Origin of the sequence: Paenibacillus artemisiicola, assembly GCF_017652985.1 — a bacterium.
Taxonomy (GTDB): domain Bacteria; phylum Bacillota; class Bacilli; order Paenibacillales; family Paenibacillaceae; genus Paenibacillus_Z; species Paenibacillus_Z artemisiicola.
This window is the reverse complement of the sequence record NZ_JAGGDJ010000023.1, coordinates 21994-39150: the sequence shown is the minus strand read 5'-3', so window position 1 is coordinate 39150 and position 17157 is coordinate 21994. Positions and strand designations below refer to the sequence as shown.

Below are 17157 nucleotides of genomic sequence, written 5' to 3'. Positions count from 1 at the left end.
CATGTTAAATTACGTACATGAAATTAAATTGTATTCAATTAAATTTAGTTAAATTAAAGTTAATTTAACGTAAACGTTACATTAGCTTAAATCGAAGGAGCGATCATTCATGGAAACCTTGTACACGGCAATCGCAACGGCGGAAGGCGGACGGGACGGACGCGTGACGTCCTCGGACGGCGTGCTTGACTTGAACCTGACGATGCCGAAGGAACTGGGCGGCAACGGCGCAGAAGGCACCAACCCGGAGCAGCTCTTCGCCGCAGGCTACTCGGCCTGCTTCCACAGCGCGCTCAAGCTCGTTGCCCGCATGCAGAAGGTTCAGCATGAAGGCACGGACGTCACGGCGCACGTCAGCATCGGCAAGGCGGCCGACGGCGGCTTTCAGCTCGCGGCGCAGCTGCACGTGAACATCGACGGCGTCTCGCAGGAGACGGCCGAAGAGCTCGTCAAAGCGGCGCACGGCGTCTGCCCGTACTCCCGCGCGACCCGCGGCAACATCGACGTGAAGCTCGTCGTGAACGGCGTTCACTAAGCGAAGCCGGGCCCGCGGACGGCGGGCGGGCGCCCGCCCATAACGCCGGAACGCGCGAAGCGCCAGCCGTCATCCCCGATCATCGGGGGAGACGGCCGGCGCTTTTTTCGCTTTCCCGTACCGCAACCGGCTTTCCCGCATAGCAGCGGGCTTGCCGACCGACCGCGCGAAGCGTTCAGGCGAACTGGCCGATAATGAACGAACGGAACAGTTCCGCGGCCGGCGACAGCGTGCGGCCCTTCTGCCAGGCCAGCCCGATCTCCCGGCGGCAGGCCGGCTCTTCGACCCGCAGCTTCTTGATCTTGCTCGGCGTGATCCCCCGGAAGGACGGGATGAGCGTCACCCCGATGCCCGAGGAGACGAGCACGGAGACGGTGGCGACGTCTTCGCCCTCGAAGACGACCTGCGGCGCGAAGCCGGCCTGCGCGCAGAACCGGTCCGTCAAGTCGCGCATGCCGTAGCCTTTCTTGAAGCCGATGAACGGCTCTCCGGCCAGCTCCTCGAGGCGGATCGACTCGCGGTCCGCGAGGCGGTGCTTGGCGGGAACGTACGCGAACAAGTCCTCGTCGAGGAGCTTATGCCATTCGAGCTGATTGCGGTGATCGAGCGAGCCGACGATGCTGAGGTCCGCTTCGCCGTCCTGCAGCTGGCGCGCGATGGCGGCCGTCGTGTTCTGGAACAGCTGCAGCTTGACCTGCGGATACAGCCGGTTGAACGAGCTGATGAAGTCCGGCAGGAAGCTGAGCCCGAAGGTCATCACGAACGAGAGCGATACCGTCCCCGTGTACGGGTCCCGCAGCTGCTGCAGCTCGGCCATGCCGTCCTGGATCTCCTGCAGCGCCCGCTCGACGCGCTTCAGGAACGACGCGCCGTACGCGTTCAGCTTCACCGACCGGCCGACGCGGTCGAACAGCGGCACGCCGAGCGTCTCCTCCAGATGCGTGATCGACCGGCTCAGCGCCGGCTGCGAGATGGCCAGCCGTTCGGCGGCCTGCGTGAAATGCTCGGTTCCGGCGACGACGCGGAAGTACTCCAACTGCTGCCATTCCATCCGGGCAAGCCTCCTGACGTTGAATCGAATCGATAATGAAAAGGCATCGTTCGCATACCTATAATAAATTGGACGTTATGAATTGTCGAGGCGTACACTTAGACTCAGTTCAACGAGAGAAGGAGTCCTTACGCCATGACGCATATCGCCAAAGGAAGCGCGACCTACCGGCGGACGCTGCTCGCCATGCTGCTCGGCAGCATCGTCACGTTCGCCGTTCTATACAGCCCGCAGACGCTGCTCGGCCAATTCTCGGAGGAGTTCGGGGTCTCCCCGTCCTCGGCCAGCCTGGTCATCTCGGTCTCGACGATCAGCCTGGCCGTGTGCATGATGTTCATCTCCGCTTTCTCCAACGCCTGGGGCCGCAAAAACATCATGGTCGCGTCGCTGTTCGCGACGTCGGCGCTCGCCATTCTGTCGTCCTTCGTCCACAGCTTCCAGCTGCTGCTGGCGCTGCGCCTGCTGCTCGGCATCAGCTTGTCGGGCTTCCCGGCCGTCGCGATGACGTACTTGAACGAAGAGATCGCGCCGGACAGCATCGGCAAAGCGATGGGCGTCTACGTCGGCGGCACGGCCATCGGCGGCTTCGTGGGCCGGGTCATCGTCAGCCTGCTGACGGACGCGTTCGACTGGCACGCCGGCCTGCTGACGCTCGGGGCGTTCAGCCTGATCTGCAGCGCGCTATTCTGGCTGTACCTGCCGCAGTCGCGCCGCTTCCGGCCGTCCGGCATCTCGCTGCGCATCTGGGCGGGCGGACTGAAGGCGGGACTGGCCGACAAGCGGCTGCTCCCGCTCTATGCGGCGGGCTTCCTGCTGCTCGGCGGGTACGTGACGCTGTTCAACTACATCGGCTACCTGCTCGCCAAGCCGCCGTACGGCCTCAGCCAGTCGGTCATCGGCTGCCTGTTCGTCTTCCAGCTCGTCGGCTCCTGGAGCTCGTTCTTCTTCGGCCGGATGGCCGACCGGTACTCGCGGGCCGGCTTGATCGCGGCCGGCGTCGTCCTGTCGCTCCTCGGCGCGGGACTTACGCTGGCCGGCAGCCTGACGCTCACCATCGCCGGCATCGTGCTGTTCGCGTTCGGCTTCTTCGCGGGCCATACGGTGGCGAGCGGCTGGGTCGGCAAGACGGCCGCGCCGCCGTACAAGGCGTACGCCTCTTCGCTGTATCTGCTGTTCTACTACCTGGGCTCCAGCGTCCTCGGCACGGCCGGCGGCTCGTTCCTGTCGGCCTACGGCTGGCCGGGCGTCGTCGGCATGATCGGCGTCCTGCTCGTGCTGGTCGCGATTCTCGCGGCGGCGCTCGCCGGCCGCCGGTCATCCGCCTTGCGTCACGCGCCGGCCGGCCGCCGGCAGCCGCGCTGAGGCGCGCGGCCCGGTGCCGCGGTCCCGGTTGTCAAACCGCCGCCGGAACGTATACACTAAGAAAGAACGCGATTCAGCAAAAGGAGGCGAAAGGATGAAGCGGACGAGGCAGCGCGAGCAGCGAACCGGCGTCTTCTTCTTATTTTCGTCTTTCGAAGCACTAAAGCATTCCATGCTTTAGTGCTTTTTATTTTATCGGAGGTGTGGAAGATGGCCAGATACGGAAGAGTGCTGATCAAATTAAGCGGCGGCGCGGTCGCCGGCAATTCGGAGTTCGGGTTCGAGCCGGACCGGTTGGAGCATATCGCGCGCGAAATCATGTCCGTGGTCGACCTCGGCGTCGAGGTGTCGGTCGTCATCGGCGGGGGCAACATCTTCCGCGGCAGCATGGCGGAGTCGTGGGGCATCGAACGGGCGGAGGCCGACAACATCGGCACCCTCGCCACGGTCATCAACAGCCTGATGCTGCGCGGCGTGCTGAAAGCGAGAACCGACCGGGAAGTGCGCGTCATGACGGCCATTCCGGCGACGTCGGTGGCCGAGCCGTACATCCGGCTCCGGGCCATTCACCACCTGGAGAAGGGCTACATCGTCATTTTCGCCGGCGGCAACGGACAGCCTTACGTCACGACGGATTACCCCTCCGTCCAGCGGGCAATCGAGACTAATTGCGACGCGCTGCTGGTCGCCAAGCAGGGCGTGGACGGGGTATTCAGCGCCGATCCGAAGCGCGATCCGGAAGCCCGGAAGTTCAAAACGCTCCACTACAACGACGTGCTGCAGCACGACCTGAAGGTGATGGACCAATCGGCGTTCATCCTGGCCCGGGACTACAACCTGCCGATGCACGTGTTCAATTTCGACCGGCCGGGCTGGATGAAGGAGATCTGCGAGGGCATCGACCACGGCACGTACATCAACGGCGATACGAGGCTGGCCCTGGAATAGCCGCGCGGCGGACCGCGAACCGCGAGGACAGCCAATCATGTGAAGGGCACCCGATGAGGGTGCCTTTTTTGCCGTCCGCGGCCGGCAGCGGCCGGCAGCGGGCTAGGTCTTGGGACTCTGATATTTTGACAGGCTCTGGCAGAATAGCGCGGCAAATTTCGTATCCGGAGAACAACGCCGACGGTTCCGGGAGACTTTGTCAAGATTTAATTATTCTTTAGACAGGAAAATCGTATTTATTGTAGAACTTTGTAAGGAAGTCGGTAACAAAGCGTGAATCGGGAGCGGGGTTTAATGGTGTATAAGGAACAAATGCGGTATTCGCGTCTTGCGCATCTTACAAAACTGATCAATACGAAGCTTGAATTGCGTGAAGTCCTGGAGCATGTGACCACCGCGATCTCCGAAGAGATCGTCCAATGTGATTCCGTCGGCATCTATCTGCCGCAGGAAGATGGGACCTTCAGGGGATACGTCGGCAAGCCGCAGGTGATCAACGGCTGGACGCTGGATATGCACGTCATCGACATGGAAGTGGACCTGCTGGCGAAGGAAGTCGTCGAGACGAAGAAAGCCGTGTACATCCCGGATACCTCGAAGGACACCAGGCCCGATCCGAGAGCCGTCGAAGGCTTCCAGATCAAATCGCTGCTGGTGTTACCGATTTCGTTCGAACAGGAGCTGTTCGGCCTCGTGTTTCTGTTCGACTACGGCATTCCGATGAACTTGACGCAATCCGAGATCCAGACGGTGGAGGCCTACGTCAACATGGCGGCCGTCGCGATCCAGAACGCGCGCAACCTGACGCACAAGGAGAACCTCATCGCCGAGAAGCAGCTGCTGCTCGACGTGACGAGCGATCTGGCGATGTGCTCCACGCTGCAGCAGAGCCTCGACATCTGCTTCTCCTACCTCGGCAAGGTGCTGGGCAACTACAACATCGGCGTCCATCTGCTCGATCCGCTCACGGAGAGCCAGATCAAGCCGGCCAAGCTGAGCAAGGACAGCGACTGGTCGGAGGAAGACTGGATGCGGACGCACAGCAAGATCCGGATCGACGAGAGCAACGACCCCGTCTTCCAGGAGGTTATCCGCACGAAGAAGGCCGTCCTCATTCCGGACGTGTTCGCGGACGACCGGCCCAATCACGATCTGTGCCGCACGTTCGGCATCAAGGGGCTGTTCATGCTGCCGCTCGTCACGATGGGCGAAGTGCTCGGCGTCATTCCGGTCGTCCGGCTCGAAGAGGGCAGCCTCGGCTACCCGGTCGCCAAGAAGGAGCTCGCGCAGTCGATCGTCGACGCGACGGCCGCGACCTTGTCGAACCTGATGTACATGGAGAAGCAGGAGAACATCATCCAAGAGCGGACCTCTGAGATCACGGTCAAGAACCAGGAGCTCGAGCGCGTCGTGGCGGAGCTGCAGCAGCTGAGCCGCGAGAAGGAATTGATCCTGAATTCGGCGGGGGAAGGCATATTCGGCCTGGATCTCGACCGGAGGATCACCTTCTGCAATCCCGCGGCGGCGGCCATGCTGGGCTACGACACGAAGAGCGAGCTGATCGGGCAGCCGTCCAGCATCATTTTCTACGGCGCCCACATCGGCCGCGACAGCCTGCAGTACGTCGCCACGGCCTCGGACGGGAATTGGGACAATTACGGCCAGGACGAGCGGTTCTACCGCAAGGACAACTCCAGCTTCCCGGTGGAATTCGTCATCTCCTCCATCCGGGAGGGCGACGAGATCGTCGGCGACGTCGTCACCTTCAAGGACATCACGCAGCGCAAGCAGATGGAGGCGGAGATCAAGTACCACGCGTACTTCGACAGCGTCACCGACCTGCCGAACCGGGTGCTGCTGAAGGACCGGCTGAACCAGGGGCTCGTGCAGGCGCAGATCAACGGCGAGAAGCTGGCCGTGCTCTATCTGGACCTCGACCGCTTCAAGTTCATCAACGATTCGCTCGGCCACAGCTTCGGCGACCTGCTGCTGCGCGACGTCGCGCAGCGCCTCAGCCGGTGCGTCCCGAAGGGGGCGACGGTCTCGCGGATGGGCGGGGACGAATTCACGATCTACCTGCCCAACGTCAAGAACGAGCACGAGGTGCTGAAGGTCGTGCACGCGGTCATCGACACGTTCGACGAGCCGTTCCAGCTGCTGGAGAACGAGATTTACATCAAGGCGAGCATCGGCATCAGCCTGTATCCCGACAACGGCGACACGACCGACACGCTGGTCAAGAACGCGGACACGGCGATGTACAAGTCCAAGGAAATCTCCGGCAACAGCTACCATTTCTTCAGCGAGGGAATGGACACGCGTACCTTCGAGAGCGTCAAGCTCGAGAACGCCCTGTACCGCGCGCTGGAGCTGGACGAGCTCGAGCTGTACTACCAGCCGCAGATCCATTACCAGACGAACCGGCTGGTCGGCGTCGAAGCGCTGCTGCGGTGGAACCATCCGAAGCAGGGCATGATCGCGCCGGACCAGTTCATTCCGATCGCGGAGGAGACGGCGCTCATCGTGCCGATCGGCGAATGGGTGCTGAAGCAGGCGTGCCGCCAGCTGAAGGCGTGGCAGACGGAGGGGTATCCGCCGTTCAGCGTCTCGGTCAACCTGTCGGCCCGCCAGTTCGAGCAGAACAACCTCTTCGCGATGGTCAAGAACGCGCTGGAGGAAGTCGGGCTCTGCCCGGATTACCTGCATCTGGAGCTGACGGAGAACCTGATCATCAAGAACAAGGACCTGACGTTCGAGTCGATGAAGGCGCTGAAGGGCCTCGGCATCCAGATCGCCATCGACGACTTCGGCACGGGGTATTCCTCGCTCGGCTATCTGAAGAGCCTGCCGATCGACACGCTGAAGATCGACAAGTCGTTCCTGCAGGACGTGACGGAGGACGACGCCAACGCGGCCATCATCAACACGATCATTACGCTGGCCCAGAACCTCAATCTGAGCGTCATCGCCGAGGGCGTCGAGACGCGCCAGCACGTGGATTTCCTGTCGTCGCGCGAATGCTTCCTGATGCAGGGGTATTATTTCGGCCGCCCGATGCGGGCGGCGGAGTTCGAGGCGAAGTTTCTGGCGGCGCCACGCTGATTTTTGTAGATAAGAGAGGGGATAGAAGATGAAAGCAGCCCGCGCGGTATTGGAGTTTTTGAAGAAGAGCGGCGTCCGTCATCTGTTCGGCATTCCGGCCGGCTCGGTCAACGCGTTCTTCGACGAGCTGTACGAGATGCCGGAGATCGAGACGGTCGTGGCCAAGCATGAGGGGGCGGCGTCGTACATGGCGGCGGCGTATGCCAAATACGCCGGCCAGCTGAGCGTCGCCATCGGCTGCAGCGGCCCGGGCGGCACGAATCTCGTGACCGGGGCGGCCAACGCGATGCGCGAGCATCTGCCGGTGCTGTTCCTGACGGGCGCGGTGCCCGTCGGCACGATGGGGCTGAACGCGTCGCAGGAGCTGGACGCCGTGCCGGTCTTCAAGCCCGTCACGAAATACAGCGTCCTCGTCAAGGACGCCAAGGAGCTGCTCCGCGAGGTGGTCAAGGCGAGCCAAATCGCCGTCTCCGGCGTGCCCGGCCCCGTGCACGTGGCCATCCCGATCGACGTGCAGCACGCCGAGATCGGCCAGCCGGACATTCCGGCGCTGCCGGAGCGCAAGCCGATGATTCCGGATCTCGAGACGATCCAGGCGGCCGCGAAGGCGATGGCCGAACGGCCGGACGGCTGCATCTTGGTCGGCCAGGGCGTCCGCGGCTCGGTCGAATCGCTGCTCGAGCTGGCGGAGATGCTGCGGTGGCCGATCATGACGACGCCGCAGGCCAAGGGCTACATTCCGGAGGATCACCCGCTGCTCGCCGGCGTCTTCGGCTTCGCCGGCCACGAGGCGGCGTCGAATCTGATCGCCGAGGGCGCCCGCCAGTCGCTGCTGATCGTGGGCTCCAGCCTGGGCGAGACGGCGACGAACAATTACAACGTCCAATTGGTCGGGGACCGGTACACGATTCAGCTGGATTTCGACCAGACGGTGTTCAATCGCAAGTACGAAGTCGACATTCCGGTGCTCGGCGACATTCACTTGAGCCTCCTGATGCTGATCGAGGAGCTGCGCGTGCTGGGCGCGTCGCGGGGAACGGAAGGCGGCGGCGAGGCCGGCGCGTTCGGCCGGGCGGCCGTCAAGGACGCCGGCGCCTACAACACGGCGAACGCGCTGCGGACGCTCCAGACGCATCTGCCCGTCAACACCCGCTACACCGTGGACATTGGCGAGTTCATGTCGTACGTCATTCATTACATGCACGTGCTCGATACGGATTCGTTCAACATCAACGTGCATTTCGGCGCGATGGGCAGCGGGATCGGCTCGGCGATCGGCTCGGCCCTGGCGGAGCCGGACCGTCCGGTCGCCTGCATCACGGGCGACGGCTGCTTCTTCATGCACGGCATGGAGATCCTGACCGCGAAGGAGGCGAAGCTGCCGATCCTGTTCGTCATCATGAACAACGCGCGGCTCGGCATGGTCTATCACGGGCATTCGCTGCAGTTCAAGCGCACGCACGCCTCGTTCGAGCAGGAGCCGGTCGACATCGCGCAGATGGCCGCGGCCATGGGCATTCCGAGCTACCGCGTCGAGGCGATGGACGACTTCCGCGAGGAAGCCATCGACCGGCTGCTGGCCGCGAACGGCCCGGCGGTGCTGGAGATCGCGCTCAAGGACAACAACACGCCGCCGATGGGCGACCGCGTCAAGTTCCTGTCCTCGTTCGGCAAGTAACAAGCAACGGCTGCCTAGACGTCCGCGAACGAACGGCGGATGACGTCCAGCAGCGCCGCCATGGTCCGCCCCTTGAACGCGTCGGGCACCGCTTCGCCGGCCGGATCGGCGTACGAGCAGCCGGCCGGTCCGTTGACCGCGTAGCCCAGGCGGACCAACGCCTCGGTCAGCTCGGGCGGCAGGGCTCGCGTGCCGGCGATGTCCGCGTAGCGGCCGGTCGGGTAGATGGCGACGTCCGCGTCGCCGTCGCCGGTCTGCACGACGAACAGGTCGTCGTCGGCCCGCAGCATCCACCGGCCTTTGGAATAGAGGCTGATCCGCTTGCCCTCCAGCGCGGAGAGGGCGTCGAGATTGACGCCGCACGCGGCGTTGATCGCCGCGCGGAGCGCGCTTCCGGCCGGGCGGCCGGCGTTGTCCGCCAGGCAGGCGTCGATAGCTTCGCCGAGGCGCGGGGCGTCCGGCGAAGCCGTCGCGGAGGCGAGGTCGAGGCCGTAGAGCTCCTCGACGATCGCGAAGACCGCCGCGCCCGTGACGGCGTCCAGCGCCGCGAGGCGTTTGTCCATAGTGTCTGCTTTCGTCATTCGTGGTACCTCCAGTACATGCAGGATGGGAACTCTCTCTATAGTAATCGGTTCGTTCGGCCGATAACAGCAGCAAGACCCGCAAAGCGGCGCTCGTAGCGAGCGTGCCCTGCGGGTCTTGCTGCTGCTTGTCCATGGCGTCAGAAGCTGCCGTTGCCCGTGAACGTGCCGGCGTCGAAGTCCATGACGTTGGCCTTCTCGACGTCCCCGTCCACGTTCGTGCTGTAGTATTCCAGCGTATGCGTGTCGTCCGCGTAGATCTTGAACGGCGCGGTATAATCCGTCCAGGCGCCGCCGTTGATCCGGTATGTCGTCCGGTCGACGAGGCTGTTCGCCGCGGCGGCCTTCAGCGAGACGGTGAAGCCTTCGATGTAGGCGTCGCCCTTGGCGGTCTTCGCGTAGATCGGCTCGAAGTGGTACTGCGTCGTCACGGCGGAGGCGCCGACGGGGGCTTTGCCGATCGGCACGGCGATGACGGTGCCGGGGGAGCCGTCGGGCTTCGTCGTCACGTACTTGAACAGCATCGACGCGACCCGCAGCTCGATTATCTCCGTAGGCGATGCGTCCGCGCCATGCACGAGCTGATAGTGCGTGACCAGCGCATCGGTGAAATGAATGATCATGTACGTGCGCGAATCCGCGCCGGCGGTCGTCTGGAAATACAGGTAGCCGTCCTTGATAGTCTTGCCCTTCGCGAGCGCGTCCAGCAGCGGCGCGGAGGCGGCGTCGATCGGCTTCGCGAGCGTAATGGCGCCGAAGGCCGGCTTTCCGCCGCCGGAACCGGATCCGCTGCCCGGCGGGCTGTCGTTGGCGGCGTCGAACGCGTAGGACGACACCTGGATAGCGTCCTTGAACGGCCCGCCCGAGTAGCTGCCCTTAATGCCGTCGAGCGTCAGCAGCATGGCGGGCAATTGGCCGGCGGCGGCTTGCGCGGGCGCTGGCTTCGGGACGAACAGCAGGGCGGAAGCGAGCAGGAACGCCAATAGCGTGAGCGGTATGCGTCTAGACAATCCGATCTACTCCTTTATGCCGGGCAGGCGCGGGGCGCGCGTGCCCGCGTGTCAGCTGATGAGCGGCGTGCGCTTCCAGAAATCGCCGTCCTGCACGAACTGCCATTTGTCGCCGGAAGCTTTCGTTTCTTTCACGCTCAGGACGATCAGGCTCGGCGTCGTCCAGGCTTTCTTGCCGTCCTGCGGCGGTTGGGGCTGCGGGTGATTCATGGGTCGTTCCTCCTTTATCCTTTCGGGCCAACGCCGATATCGACGGTCTGCGTCGTGACGACGCGGCCGTCCGGCCCGACCACGTTGTAGGTGAACGTCGCTTGGGCGAATTTCAGCGAGAGCGATTCCGTCGGCCGTTCGCCGTTGCTGCTCGACAGCTGCTGGGACGTGACGAAGACGGACTTCATGTCGATCGTCAGCACGGGCTTGTCGCTCGCGCCGTTATAGATGTACAGCTTGCCGCTTTTGATTGCTTTGCCCTCGGAGAGGTTCTTCAGCAGGGGCAGCGAAGCGGCATCGAGGTATTTCATGAGCGAGAGGTCGGTATACTCCGGTTTCCCGGCGCCGCCTCCTGCACCGCCGCCGGCGGAGACGGTATTAGCAGCCCCGAACGAGAAGCTCAGAATATCGATGCCGTCTTTAACCGCCTCGGCCCTGGTTTCGCCTTTAATGCCGTCCAAGACGAGGTAGATGCCTTTCGGCGCTCCGGGAGCACCGAAAGCGGTTGCAGGCAGCAGCGCGGCGAACACGGCGACGGCGAGCAGAAGGGCGAGCACTTGCAGCTTCTTGCGTGGAAACAAGACGATCAGCTCCTTGACCATTATAGTGATGATACAATTTGTATCAATACTATCATATCGATGCTAGCGTCGCCAAGCGTCTTTTTTGGCAAACGCGGCAAGGCCGCCCTGCATGCAGGGCGGCCTTGTTGCAGACGTTCGTTCGGATGGCGGATGGCGGTTAGAAGTCGAAGTTGTCCGGGTCCGGGCCGACGCGGCGATCTTCGTTCAAGGCGTCGATCGCGGTCATATCTTCCGCCGTCAGCTCGAAATCGTAAATAGCGGCATTCTCGACGATACGGTGCTCCTTCGTCGATTTCGGAATCGTGACGATGCCGTTTTGGATATCCCACCGAAGGATGACTTGGGCGACGGTCTTGCCGTATTTCGCGCCGATCGCTTTCAGCGTCCCGTTATCGAGCAGCTCGCCCTGCATCAGCGGGGACCAGGCCTCCAGCCGGATGCCCTGCGCCTGCGCGAAGCGCAGCAGCTCCTTCTGCGTCAGGCGGGGATGCAGCTCGACTTGGTTGACCATCGGCTTCACCGACGCGCTTTGCATCAGCTCCTCGAGGTGATGGATTTGGAAGTTGCTGACGCCGATCGCCTTCACGCGGCCTTCCTTGTAGAGCGTCTCCAGCGCGCGCCATGTCTCGTTGAATTTGTCCTTCACCGGCCAGTGGACCAGGTACAGGTCGAGGTAATCGAGGCCCAGCTTATTCAGGGACGCTTCATACGCCGCGATCGCCGAGTCGTAGCCTTGATCGGCGTTCCACACTTTGGAGGTCACGAACAGGTCTTCGCGGCGCAGGCCGTTCTCCCGCAGCGCTTCGCGGATCCCGCGGCCGACCCCCTGCTCGTTGCCGTAGATCGCGGCGGTATCGATGCTGCGGTAGCCGTGCTTGATAGCGGCTTTGACCGCCTCCACGAGCTCCTCGCCCTCCTGGACTTTGAAGACGCCGAGGCCGAAGCCCGGCATGCGGACGCCGTTATGCAGCGCGACGGTATCTTGCAGATGGTTCAACATGATGGAAAACTCCCTTTCGCTTATATAAGTGTCGGTTCTATCATCGGATCGCCGGTTCGTCGAAGCAGGCGCCGCTTACGCCCGCCGCAGCTCGGCTTTCGGCGCTTCGTTCTCCGCGGCCGGCCGGCGGTCCTTGCGTTCGAGCAGCTTCGCCCATGCCGTCAGCGCGACGGCCGCCGCGACCATGACGGCGCCGACCCATGTCGTGTGGATGAGCCCCGCGGAATCGGTGACCACGCCTCCCAAGTACGCGCCAAGCGCGATGCCGGCATTGAACGCGGCGATGTTGACGGCGGACGCGACGTCCTTCGCCTGCGGCGCGAACCGTTCGGCCAAGGTGACGACGTAAACCTGCAGGCCGGGCACGTTCATGAAGGCGAACAAGCCCATGAAGAAAATCGTGATCAGCCCGGCGATCTGGTAGGGCGCGGTGAACGCCAGCACGAGTAGAACGACGGCCTGAAGGGCAAACATATACAACAGCGCCCGCGCGGGATTGCGGTTGGCGGCCTTGCCGCCGATGATGTTGCCGATCGCGATGGCGATGCCGTACATCAGCAGAATGACGGCGACCGTGCTTTCCTTGAAGCCGGTCACTTCGTGCAGCAGCGGCGATAGGTACGTGAACACGACGAAGGTGCCGCCGTAACCGAGAGCCGTGATCAGGAAGACGAGCAGCAGTCTGCCCTTCGTGACGAGCTTGACCTGGTCGCCGAGCCGGATGCGGGCGCCTTTGCGCAGTCCCGAAGGCACGAGCGCCAAGTTGGCGATGAACGCGATCGCGCCGATCGCCACGATGGCGAAGAAAGCGGCGCGCCAGCCGAGCTGCTGGCCGATGAACGTGCCGATCGGCACGCCGGTCACCGTAGCGACGGTGAGTCCGGAGAACATGATGGATATCGCGCTCGCCCGGCGGTTCTCCGGCACGAGATCGGCGGCCAGCGTGGAGCCGATCGACATGAAGATGCCGTGCGCGAACGCGGCGATGACGCGGGCGACGAGCAGGACGGCAACGCCGGATGCCGTCGCCGCGAGCAGATTGCCCCCGATGAATACGATCATGATCCACAGCAGGAGCGTCTTGCGCGATACCTGCGAAGTCAAGGACGTTAATACCGGCGCGCCGACGGTAACGCCGAGCGCGTAAAGCGTGACGGTGAGCCCCGCCGCCGTGATGGATATATGCAAATCCTCTGCGATTAGCGGAAGCAAGCCGACGCTGATGAACTCCGTCGTGCCGATCGCAAAGGCGCTGATTGCGAGCGCCAGCAGAGCCAAAGTACTGTTTTTCCGTTGAGCGGTCATGCTTCTCCTCCTCCGAATTCTTGCGGCGGCCGGCCGATGAATGCTATTATACGGGCTACGGGTATAAGTGAGTAGTACGTACTTTTCGGTTATATAGTCACCGAAAAGTTACTTTTGTATGTTGAAAGGGAGGAGCAGGGATGGAAAGCGGGGAAACGCTCGGCAAGAAGAAGTACAACATCTCCGTGGAGGCGGCGCTCGAGGTCATCGGCGGCAAGTGGAAGTGCGTGATTCTGTGCTACCTGCTTCGGGGGAAGAAGCGCACGAGCGACCTGAAGCGGCTGATGCGGGGCATTACGCAGAAGATGCTGATCCAGCAGCTGCGCGAGCTCGAGGAGGACGGCATCATCAACCGCATCGTCTACAACCAGGTGCCGCCGAAGGTCGAGTACGAGCTGACCGAGTACGGCTGGAGCCTCGAGACCGTGCTGCACATGCTGTGCGACTGGGGCGAGAAGCATATCGTCAAGGAGTACGGGGACAAGGCGTCGGTGCTGGAGGACAATATCCTGAACGAGCTGGACCAGGAGCCGGTGCACGGGTAACGCGCGGGAAGGCATGGACGTTGTACGTATAGCGTTGCCTGAATAGATAAGAAGCAATGAAACCTCGCGAGGAAGCGCTGCGGCTCCCGGACGGGTTTTTTTTGCTGGTTGGCGGTCGTCATCATTGGCGGGTTCGGCATGCCCGAGGGAGCGATATCCCTGCGAGCTGCCGCGGCAAGGTGCGGTTTTATGCGAGAATTAAATGGTTGAGCGGAACAAAAATGAATTAACGTGCATAAATAGAATTGTAAACCGGAATAAAAACGCATATAATCAAACCATGGATCAGCGAAATGGATCCGCAACGATAAAGGAGCAAGGAGGGAACGCGCATGACGACGCAGGATACGTCGGGCATGTTCGCGGAAGAACGCCGCGAGCAGATTTTGGCGCTGCTCGAGCGGGAGAAGCGGGTGCTCGCCAAGGACTTGGCCGAGAAGTTTCAAATCTCCATCGATTCCATCCGCCGGGACTTGACCTGGATGCAGGAGCAGGGTCTGCTCCGCAAGACGCACGGGGGCGCCATCGCGTCGACGAAGGTGCGGCAGCAGCCTCCGCCGCCCGAGATGCGCTACGGCGAAGGATCGCCGCAGGGCAACGCCGTCGCGAAGCTGGCCGTCTCGTATTTGCGGCCGAACGATACCGTGTTCATCGGCAGCGGGTCGCTGGCGTACGTGCTGCTGAAGCATCTGCCCGACGGGCTGCCGCTCACGGTCGTGACGAACAGCATCCGGGTCGCCGACGCGCTGCGGGAACGGGAAGGCATCGAGACGTATCTGATCGGCGGGCGGGTGAAGCGGTCCGGCAACATCACGGACGTCATCGCGAACGAGTTCATCCGGCAGTTCAAATTCGACATCGGCTTCGTCACGGGCGGGGGCTTCTCGGACGAGGGCGTCTTCGTCTCGACGCCGGAGGTCGCCGCCTTCGGGCGGGCGGTCATCGCGGCCTCCCGCCGGGCGATCGGCATGACGACGCACCGCTCCCTCGGCAACGACGGCTTCGCCAAGACGGGCGGCGTCGAAGGGCTCGACCTGCTCGTGACGGACGGGGACGCCGATCCGGACGCGGTCGAGCGGATCCGCGCGCTCGGCGTCAAAGTCGTCGTGGCTCAGGCGGAAGAGCATGAACGGGACTAAACGGGCACGACCCGGAAGAACCGGGCGCGCCGAGGGAGAGGAGCGGACGCGATGCAAGAATTTCGCGGATTAGGCCTCGGCGCCGGCAGCGGCGGCCAGGGAGCGGGGGGCAACCGGTGGCGGATGCGGGAGCTGGCCGAGAGCGAGCATTTCGACTGGCCGATTTTTCGGCGCGCGCTGCGGGCGTTCGTGCCGTATTGGCCGTACACCATCGTCGTCACGATCGTCATTCTGGCGGTGTCGCTCGGCGGCGCCATTCCGGCGTGGCTGACGCAGAAGATCATCGACGAGGGCATTCAGCGGCGCGACATGTCCCTTATCGTGGAATATACGCTGGCGCTCATCGGCGTGTCGATCGGCACGGGGCTGCTCGGCGTGCTGCAGTCGTATCTCAGCAATCTGATCGCCCAGAACGTCATGGCGGATTACCGGATCGCGATCTTCCGCCATCTGCAGCGGCAGACGGTCGGCTTCTTCGCCTCCCGACAGTCGGGGGATCTCGTCTCGCGCGTCACGAACGACGTGACCGCCATCCAGAGCGTCGTCACCTCGACGCTCGTCGGCTTCGTCAGCAACCTGCTGAGCATCGCGGCGACGCTGTTCCTCATGTTCAGCATGAACTGGCGACTCGCGGTCCTGGCCGTCGTCGTGGTGCCCGGCTTCGTCATTCCGACCCAGCGCGTCGGCAAGTCCCGGCAGCAGCTGCAGGGCCAGATCCAGCAGTGGCTGTCGAAGATGACCGTCCAGCTGAGCGAGTCGCTCGGCGTGAGCGGCGCGCTGCTCATCCGCATCTTCAACCGGCAGGGGCCGGAGGAGAAGGAATTCGCCGAATCGAACCGGACCTTGCGGGACCTGCAGGTGCGCCAGGCGCTGGTCGGCCGGTGGCTGTTCATGTGGCTGAGCATGTTCTCGTCCATCGGGCCGGCGCTGCTGTGGGGCTACGGCGGCTGGCTCGTGGTGAAGGGCGACATCGGCCTCGGCGTCATCGTCGCGTTCACCGCGCTGTTGTCCCGCCTGTACGGCCCGCTCAGCCAGCTGGCGCAGCTGCACGTGAGCATCCTCTCGTCCGTCGCGCTGTTCCGGCGCATCTTCGGCATCATGGACGTGGAGCCGGAGGTCGTCGACGGGACGCGGGCCATCCCGGACAACAGCGTGCAGGGAAGCCTGCGGCTGGAAGGAGTGTCGTTCTCGTACGCGCCGAGCCCGCGGGAGACGCGGGCGGAGGGGCCGGCGGCCGCGAACGGCCGGAGCCGGCTTCCGGGCGGCGGCACGGGCGGCGGCATGGGCGAAGTCGGCGGTACGCCGGAGCGGCCTGCCGAGCGATGGGCGCTGCGCGAGATCGACCTCTCGATCGAGCCCGGCGAGACCGTCGCCCTCGTCGGGCCGAGCGGCGCCGGCAAGACGACGCTGCTCAACCTCATTCCGCGGTTCTCCGACCCGGCCGAGGGGCGGCTGCTTCTCGACGGGACGGACACGCGGACGCTGACGCTGCACGCGCTGCGCGCCCAGATGGGGCTCGTGCCGCAGGATCCGTTCTTCTTCCACGACACGGTCGCGAACAACCTGCGCCTCGCGAAGGATACGGCGACGATCGAAGAGATGGAGGCCGCGTGCCGCGCCGCCCAGATCCACGAGACGATCGCCGCGCTGCCGGAGGGCTACGACACGGTCGTCGGGGAGCGGGGCTACCGCCTCTCGGGCGGCGAGCGCCAGCGGCTCGCCATCGCGCGCGTGCTGCTGCAGGGGCCGAAGATCGTGCTGCTCGACGAGGCGACGAGCGCGCTCGACACCGTCATCGAGCGCAAAATCCAAGACGCGCTGGCCGTCCTGCTGGAAGGCCGGACCGCGCTCGTCATCGCGCACCGGCTGTCCACGATTCTGAAGGCGGACAAAATCGTCGTCATGGAGCGGGGACGCGTCGCCGCCGTCGGCACGCACGCCGAGCTGGTCGCGCGCGACCCGCTGTACAAACAGCTGTACGAGACGCAGTTCCATGTCGAAGCGGAGCTTGAGGGGCGCTAGCATATTATGCGGGGCGGCAATCGGTCATATTTCCAACGTGCCTACATAGGATGCCTTGATGGCATTATGTTGCATGGAGGGGACT

The 17157-nt window shown here is 63.5% G+C and carries 15 protein-coding genes; 8 read left to right on the top strand and 7 right to left on the bottom strand.

The features are described 5' to 3' along the window. Window positions 1-109: 109 nt before the first annotated feature. On the top strand, window positions 110-535 hold the full coding sequence (locus tag I8J29_RS21600; RefSeq protein ID WP_208849556.1) for an organic hydroperoxide resistance protein: 426 nt from the start codon (window positions 110-112) through the stop codon (window positions 533-535). A 175-nt stretch (window positions 536-710) separates the two neighbouring features. Here I8J29_RS21600 and I8J29_RS21595 read toward each other — a convergent pair whose 3' ends face one another. Further along, window positions 711-1586 (bottom strand): LysR family transcriptional regulator, encoded by an 876-nt coding sequence (locus I8J29_RS21595; RefSeq protein WP_208849555.1) that lies wholly within the window; start codon window positions 1584-1586, stop codon window positions 711-713. Between the two features lie 135 nt (window positions 1587-1721). On the opposite strand from I8J29_RS21595, the gene I8J29_RS21590 reads away from it, so the two are divergent. From I8J29_RS21590 to I8J29_RS21575, 4 genes are all read left to right on the top strand, one after another. Beyond that, window positions 1722-2948: an MFS transporter gene (locus I8J29_RS21590; RefSeq protein ID WP_208849554.1), complete on the top strand. Its 1227-nt coding sequence runs from the start codon at window positions 1722-1724 to the stop codon at window positions 2946-2948. Between the two features lie 210 nt (window positions 2949-3158). Next, window positions 3159-3896: a UMP kinase gene (gene pyrH / locus I8J29_RS21585; RefSeq protein ID WP_208849553.1), complete on the top strand. Its 738-nt coding sequence runs from the start codon at window positions 3159-3161 to the stop codon at window positions 3894-3896. A gap of 297 nt (window positions 3897-4193) precedes the next feature. Further along, complete coding sequence (locus tag I8J29_RS21580) at window positions 4194-6998, top strand: sensor domain-containing phosphodiesterase (protein ID WP_208849594.1); 2805 nt, start codon at window positions 4194-4196, stop codon at window positions 6996-6998. A 28-nt stretch (window positions 6999-7026) separates the two neighbouring features. Continuing rightward, complete coding sequence (locus I8J29_RS21575; protein WP_208849552.1) at window positions 7027-8676, top strand: thiamine pyrophosphate-binding protein; 1650 nt, start codon at window positions 7027-7029, stop codon at window positions 8674-8676. 14 nt (window positions 8677-8690) lie between these two features. Here I8J29_RS21575 and I8J29_RS21570 read toward each other — a convergent pair whose 3' ends face one another. The 6 genes from I8J29_RS21570 to I8J29_RS21545 all read right to left on the bottom strand — a co-directional run bounded on the left by I8J29_RS21570 (window position 8691) and on the right by I8J29_RS21545 (window position 13366). Next, window positions 8691-9257: a hypothetical protein gene (locus I8J29_RS21570; RefSeq protein WP_208849551.1), complete on the bottom strand. Its 567-nt coding sequence runs from the start codon at window positions 9255-9257 to the stop codon at window positions 8691-8693. Window positions 9258-9397: 140 nt separating this feature from the next. After that, window positions 9398-10267 carry a type VI secretion system tube protein Hcp gene (locus tag I8J29_RS21565; RefSeq protein WP_208849550.1) on the bottom strand — a complete coding sequence of 290 codons (870 nt, stop codon included), beginning with the start codon at window positions 10265-10267 and terminating at the stop codon, window positions 9398-9400. A 51-nt stretch (window positions 10268-10318) separates the two neighbouring features. After that, on the bottom strand, window positions 10319-10477 hold the full coding sequence (locus I8J29_RS21560) for a hypothetical protein (RefSeq protein WP_208849549.1): 159 nt from the start codon (window positions 10475-10477) through the stop codon (window positions 10319-10321). Window positions 10478-10491: 14 nt separating this feature from the next. Then, the gene (locus tag I8J29_RS21555) at window positions 10492-11058 is read right to left on the bottom strand and encodes an Hcp family type VI secretion system effector (protein WP_208849548.1); all 567 of its coding nucleotides are present in this window, start codon (window positions 11056-11058) and stop codon (window positions 10492-10494) included. Window positions 11059-11218: 160 nt separating this feature from the next. After that, window positions 11219-12061, bottom strand: a complete 843-nt coding sequence (locus tag I8J29_RS21550; protein WP_208849547.1) for an aldo/keto reductase — start codon at window positions 12059-12061, stop codon at window positions 11219-11221. 75 nt (window positions 12062-12136) lie between these two features. Continuing rightward, window positions 12137-13366 (bottom strand): MFS transporter, encoded by a 1230-nt coding sequence (locus I8J29_RS21545; protein WP_208849546.1) that lies wholly within the window; start codon window positions 13364-13366, stop codon window positions 12137-12139. A 140-nt stretch (window positions 13367-13506) separates the two neighbouring features. On the opposite strand from I8J29_RS21545, the gene I8J29_RS21540 reads away from it, so the two are divergent. The 3 genes from I8J29_RS21540 to I8J29_RS21530 all read left to right on the top strand — a co-directional run bounded on the left by I8J29_RS21540 (window position 13507) and on the right by I8J29_RS21530 (window position 17072). Then, window positions 13507-13911, top strand: a complete 405-nt coding sequence (locus I8J29_RS21540; protein ID WP_208849545.1) for a winged helix-turn-helix transcriptional regulator — start codon at window positions 13507-13509, stop codon at window positions 13909-13911. 332 nt (window positions 13912-14243) lie between these two features. Continuing rightward, a complete protein-coding gene (locus tag I8J29_RS21535) occupies window positions 14244-15050 on the top strand; it encodes a DeoR/GlpR family DNA-binding transcription regulator (protein WP_208849544.1) in 807 nt (268 codons plus the stop codon). A 51-nt stretch (window positions 15051-15101) separates the two neighbouring features. After that, entirely contained in the window at window positions 15102-17072 is a 1971-nt protein-coding gene (locus tag I8J29_RS21530; protein ID WP_208849543.1) for an ABC transporter ATP-binding protein, read from the top strand. Window positions 17073-17157 lie beyond the last annotated feature (85 nt).

Bases quoted from the DNA above. Each gene is read 5' to 3' on its own strand.
- I8J29_RS21530 (WP_208849543.1), top strand. From the start codon at position 15,102: ATGCAAGAATTTCGCGGATTAGGCCTCGGCGCCGGCAGCGGCGGCCAG.
- I8J29_RS21560 (WP_208849549.1), bottom strand. From the start codon at position 10,477: ATGAATCACCCGCAGCCCCAACCGCCGCAGGACGGCAAGAAAGCCTGG.
- I8J29_RS21575 (WP_208849552.1), top strand. From the start codon at position 7,027: ATGAAAGCAGCCCGCGCGGTATTGGAGTTTTTGAAGAAGAGCGGCGTC.
- I8J29_RS21600 (WP_208849556.1), top strand. From the start codon at position 110: ATGGAAACCTTGTACACGGCAATCGCAACGGCGGAAGGCGGACGGGAC.
- I8J29_RS21590 (WP_208849554.1), top strand. From the start codon at position 1,722: ATGACGCATATCGCCAAAGGAAGCGCGACCTACCGGCGGACGCTGCTC.
- I8J29_RS21550 (WP_208849547.1), bottom strand. From the start codon at position 12,061: ATGTTGAACCATCTGCAAGATACCGTCGCGCTGCATAACGGCGTCCGC.
- I8J29_RS21570 (WP_208849551.1), bottom strand. From the start codon at position 9,257: ATGACGAAAGCAGACACTATGGACAAACGCCTCGCGGCGCTGGACGCC.
- I8J29_RS21540 (WP_208849545.1), top strand. From the start codon at position 13,507: ATGGAAAGCGGGGAAACGCTCGGCAAGAAGAAGTACAACATCTCCGTG.
- I8J29_RS21545 (WP_208849546.1), bottom strand. From the start codon at position 13,366: ATGACCGCTCAACGGAAAAACAGTACTTTGGCTCTGCTGGCGCTCGCA.
- pyrH (WP_208849553.1), top strand. From the start codon at position 3,159: ATGGCCAGATACGGAAGAGTGCTGATCAAATTAAGCGGCGGCGCGGTC.
- I8J29_RS21535 (WP_208849544.1), top strand. From the start codon at position 14,244: ATGACGACGCAGGATACGTCGGGCATGTTCGCGGAAGAACGCCGCGAG.
- I8J29_RS21595 (WP_208849555.1), bottom strand. From the start codon at position 1,586: ATGGAATGGCAGCAGTTGGAGTACTTCCGCGTCGTCGCCGGAACCGAG.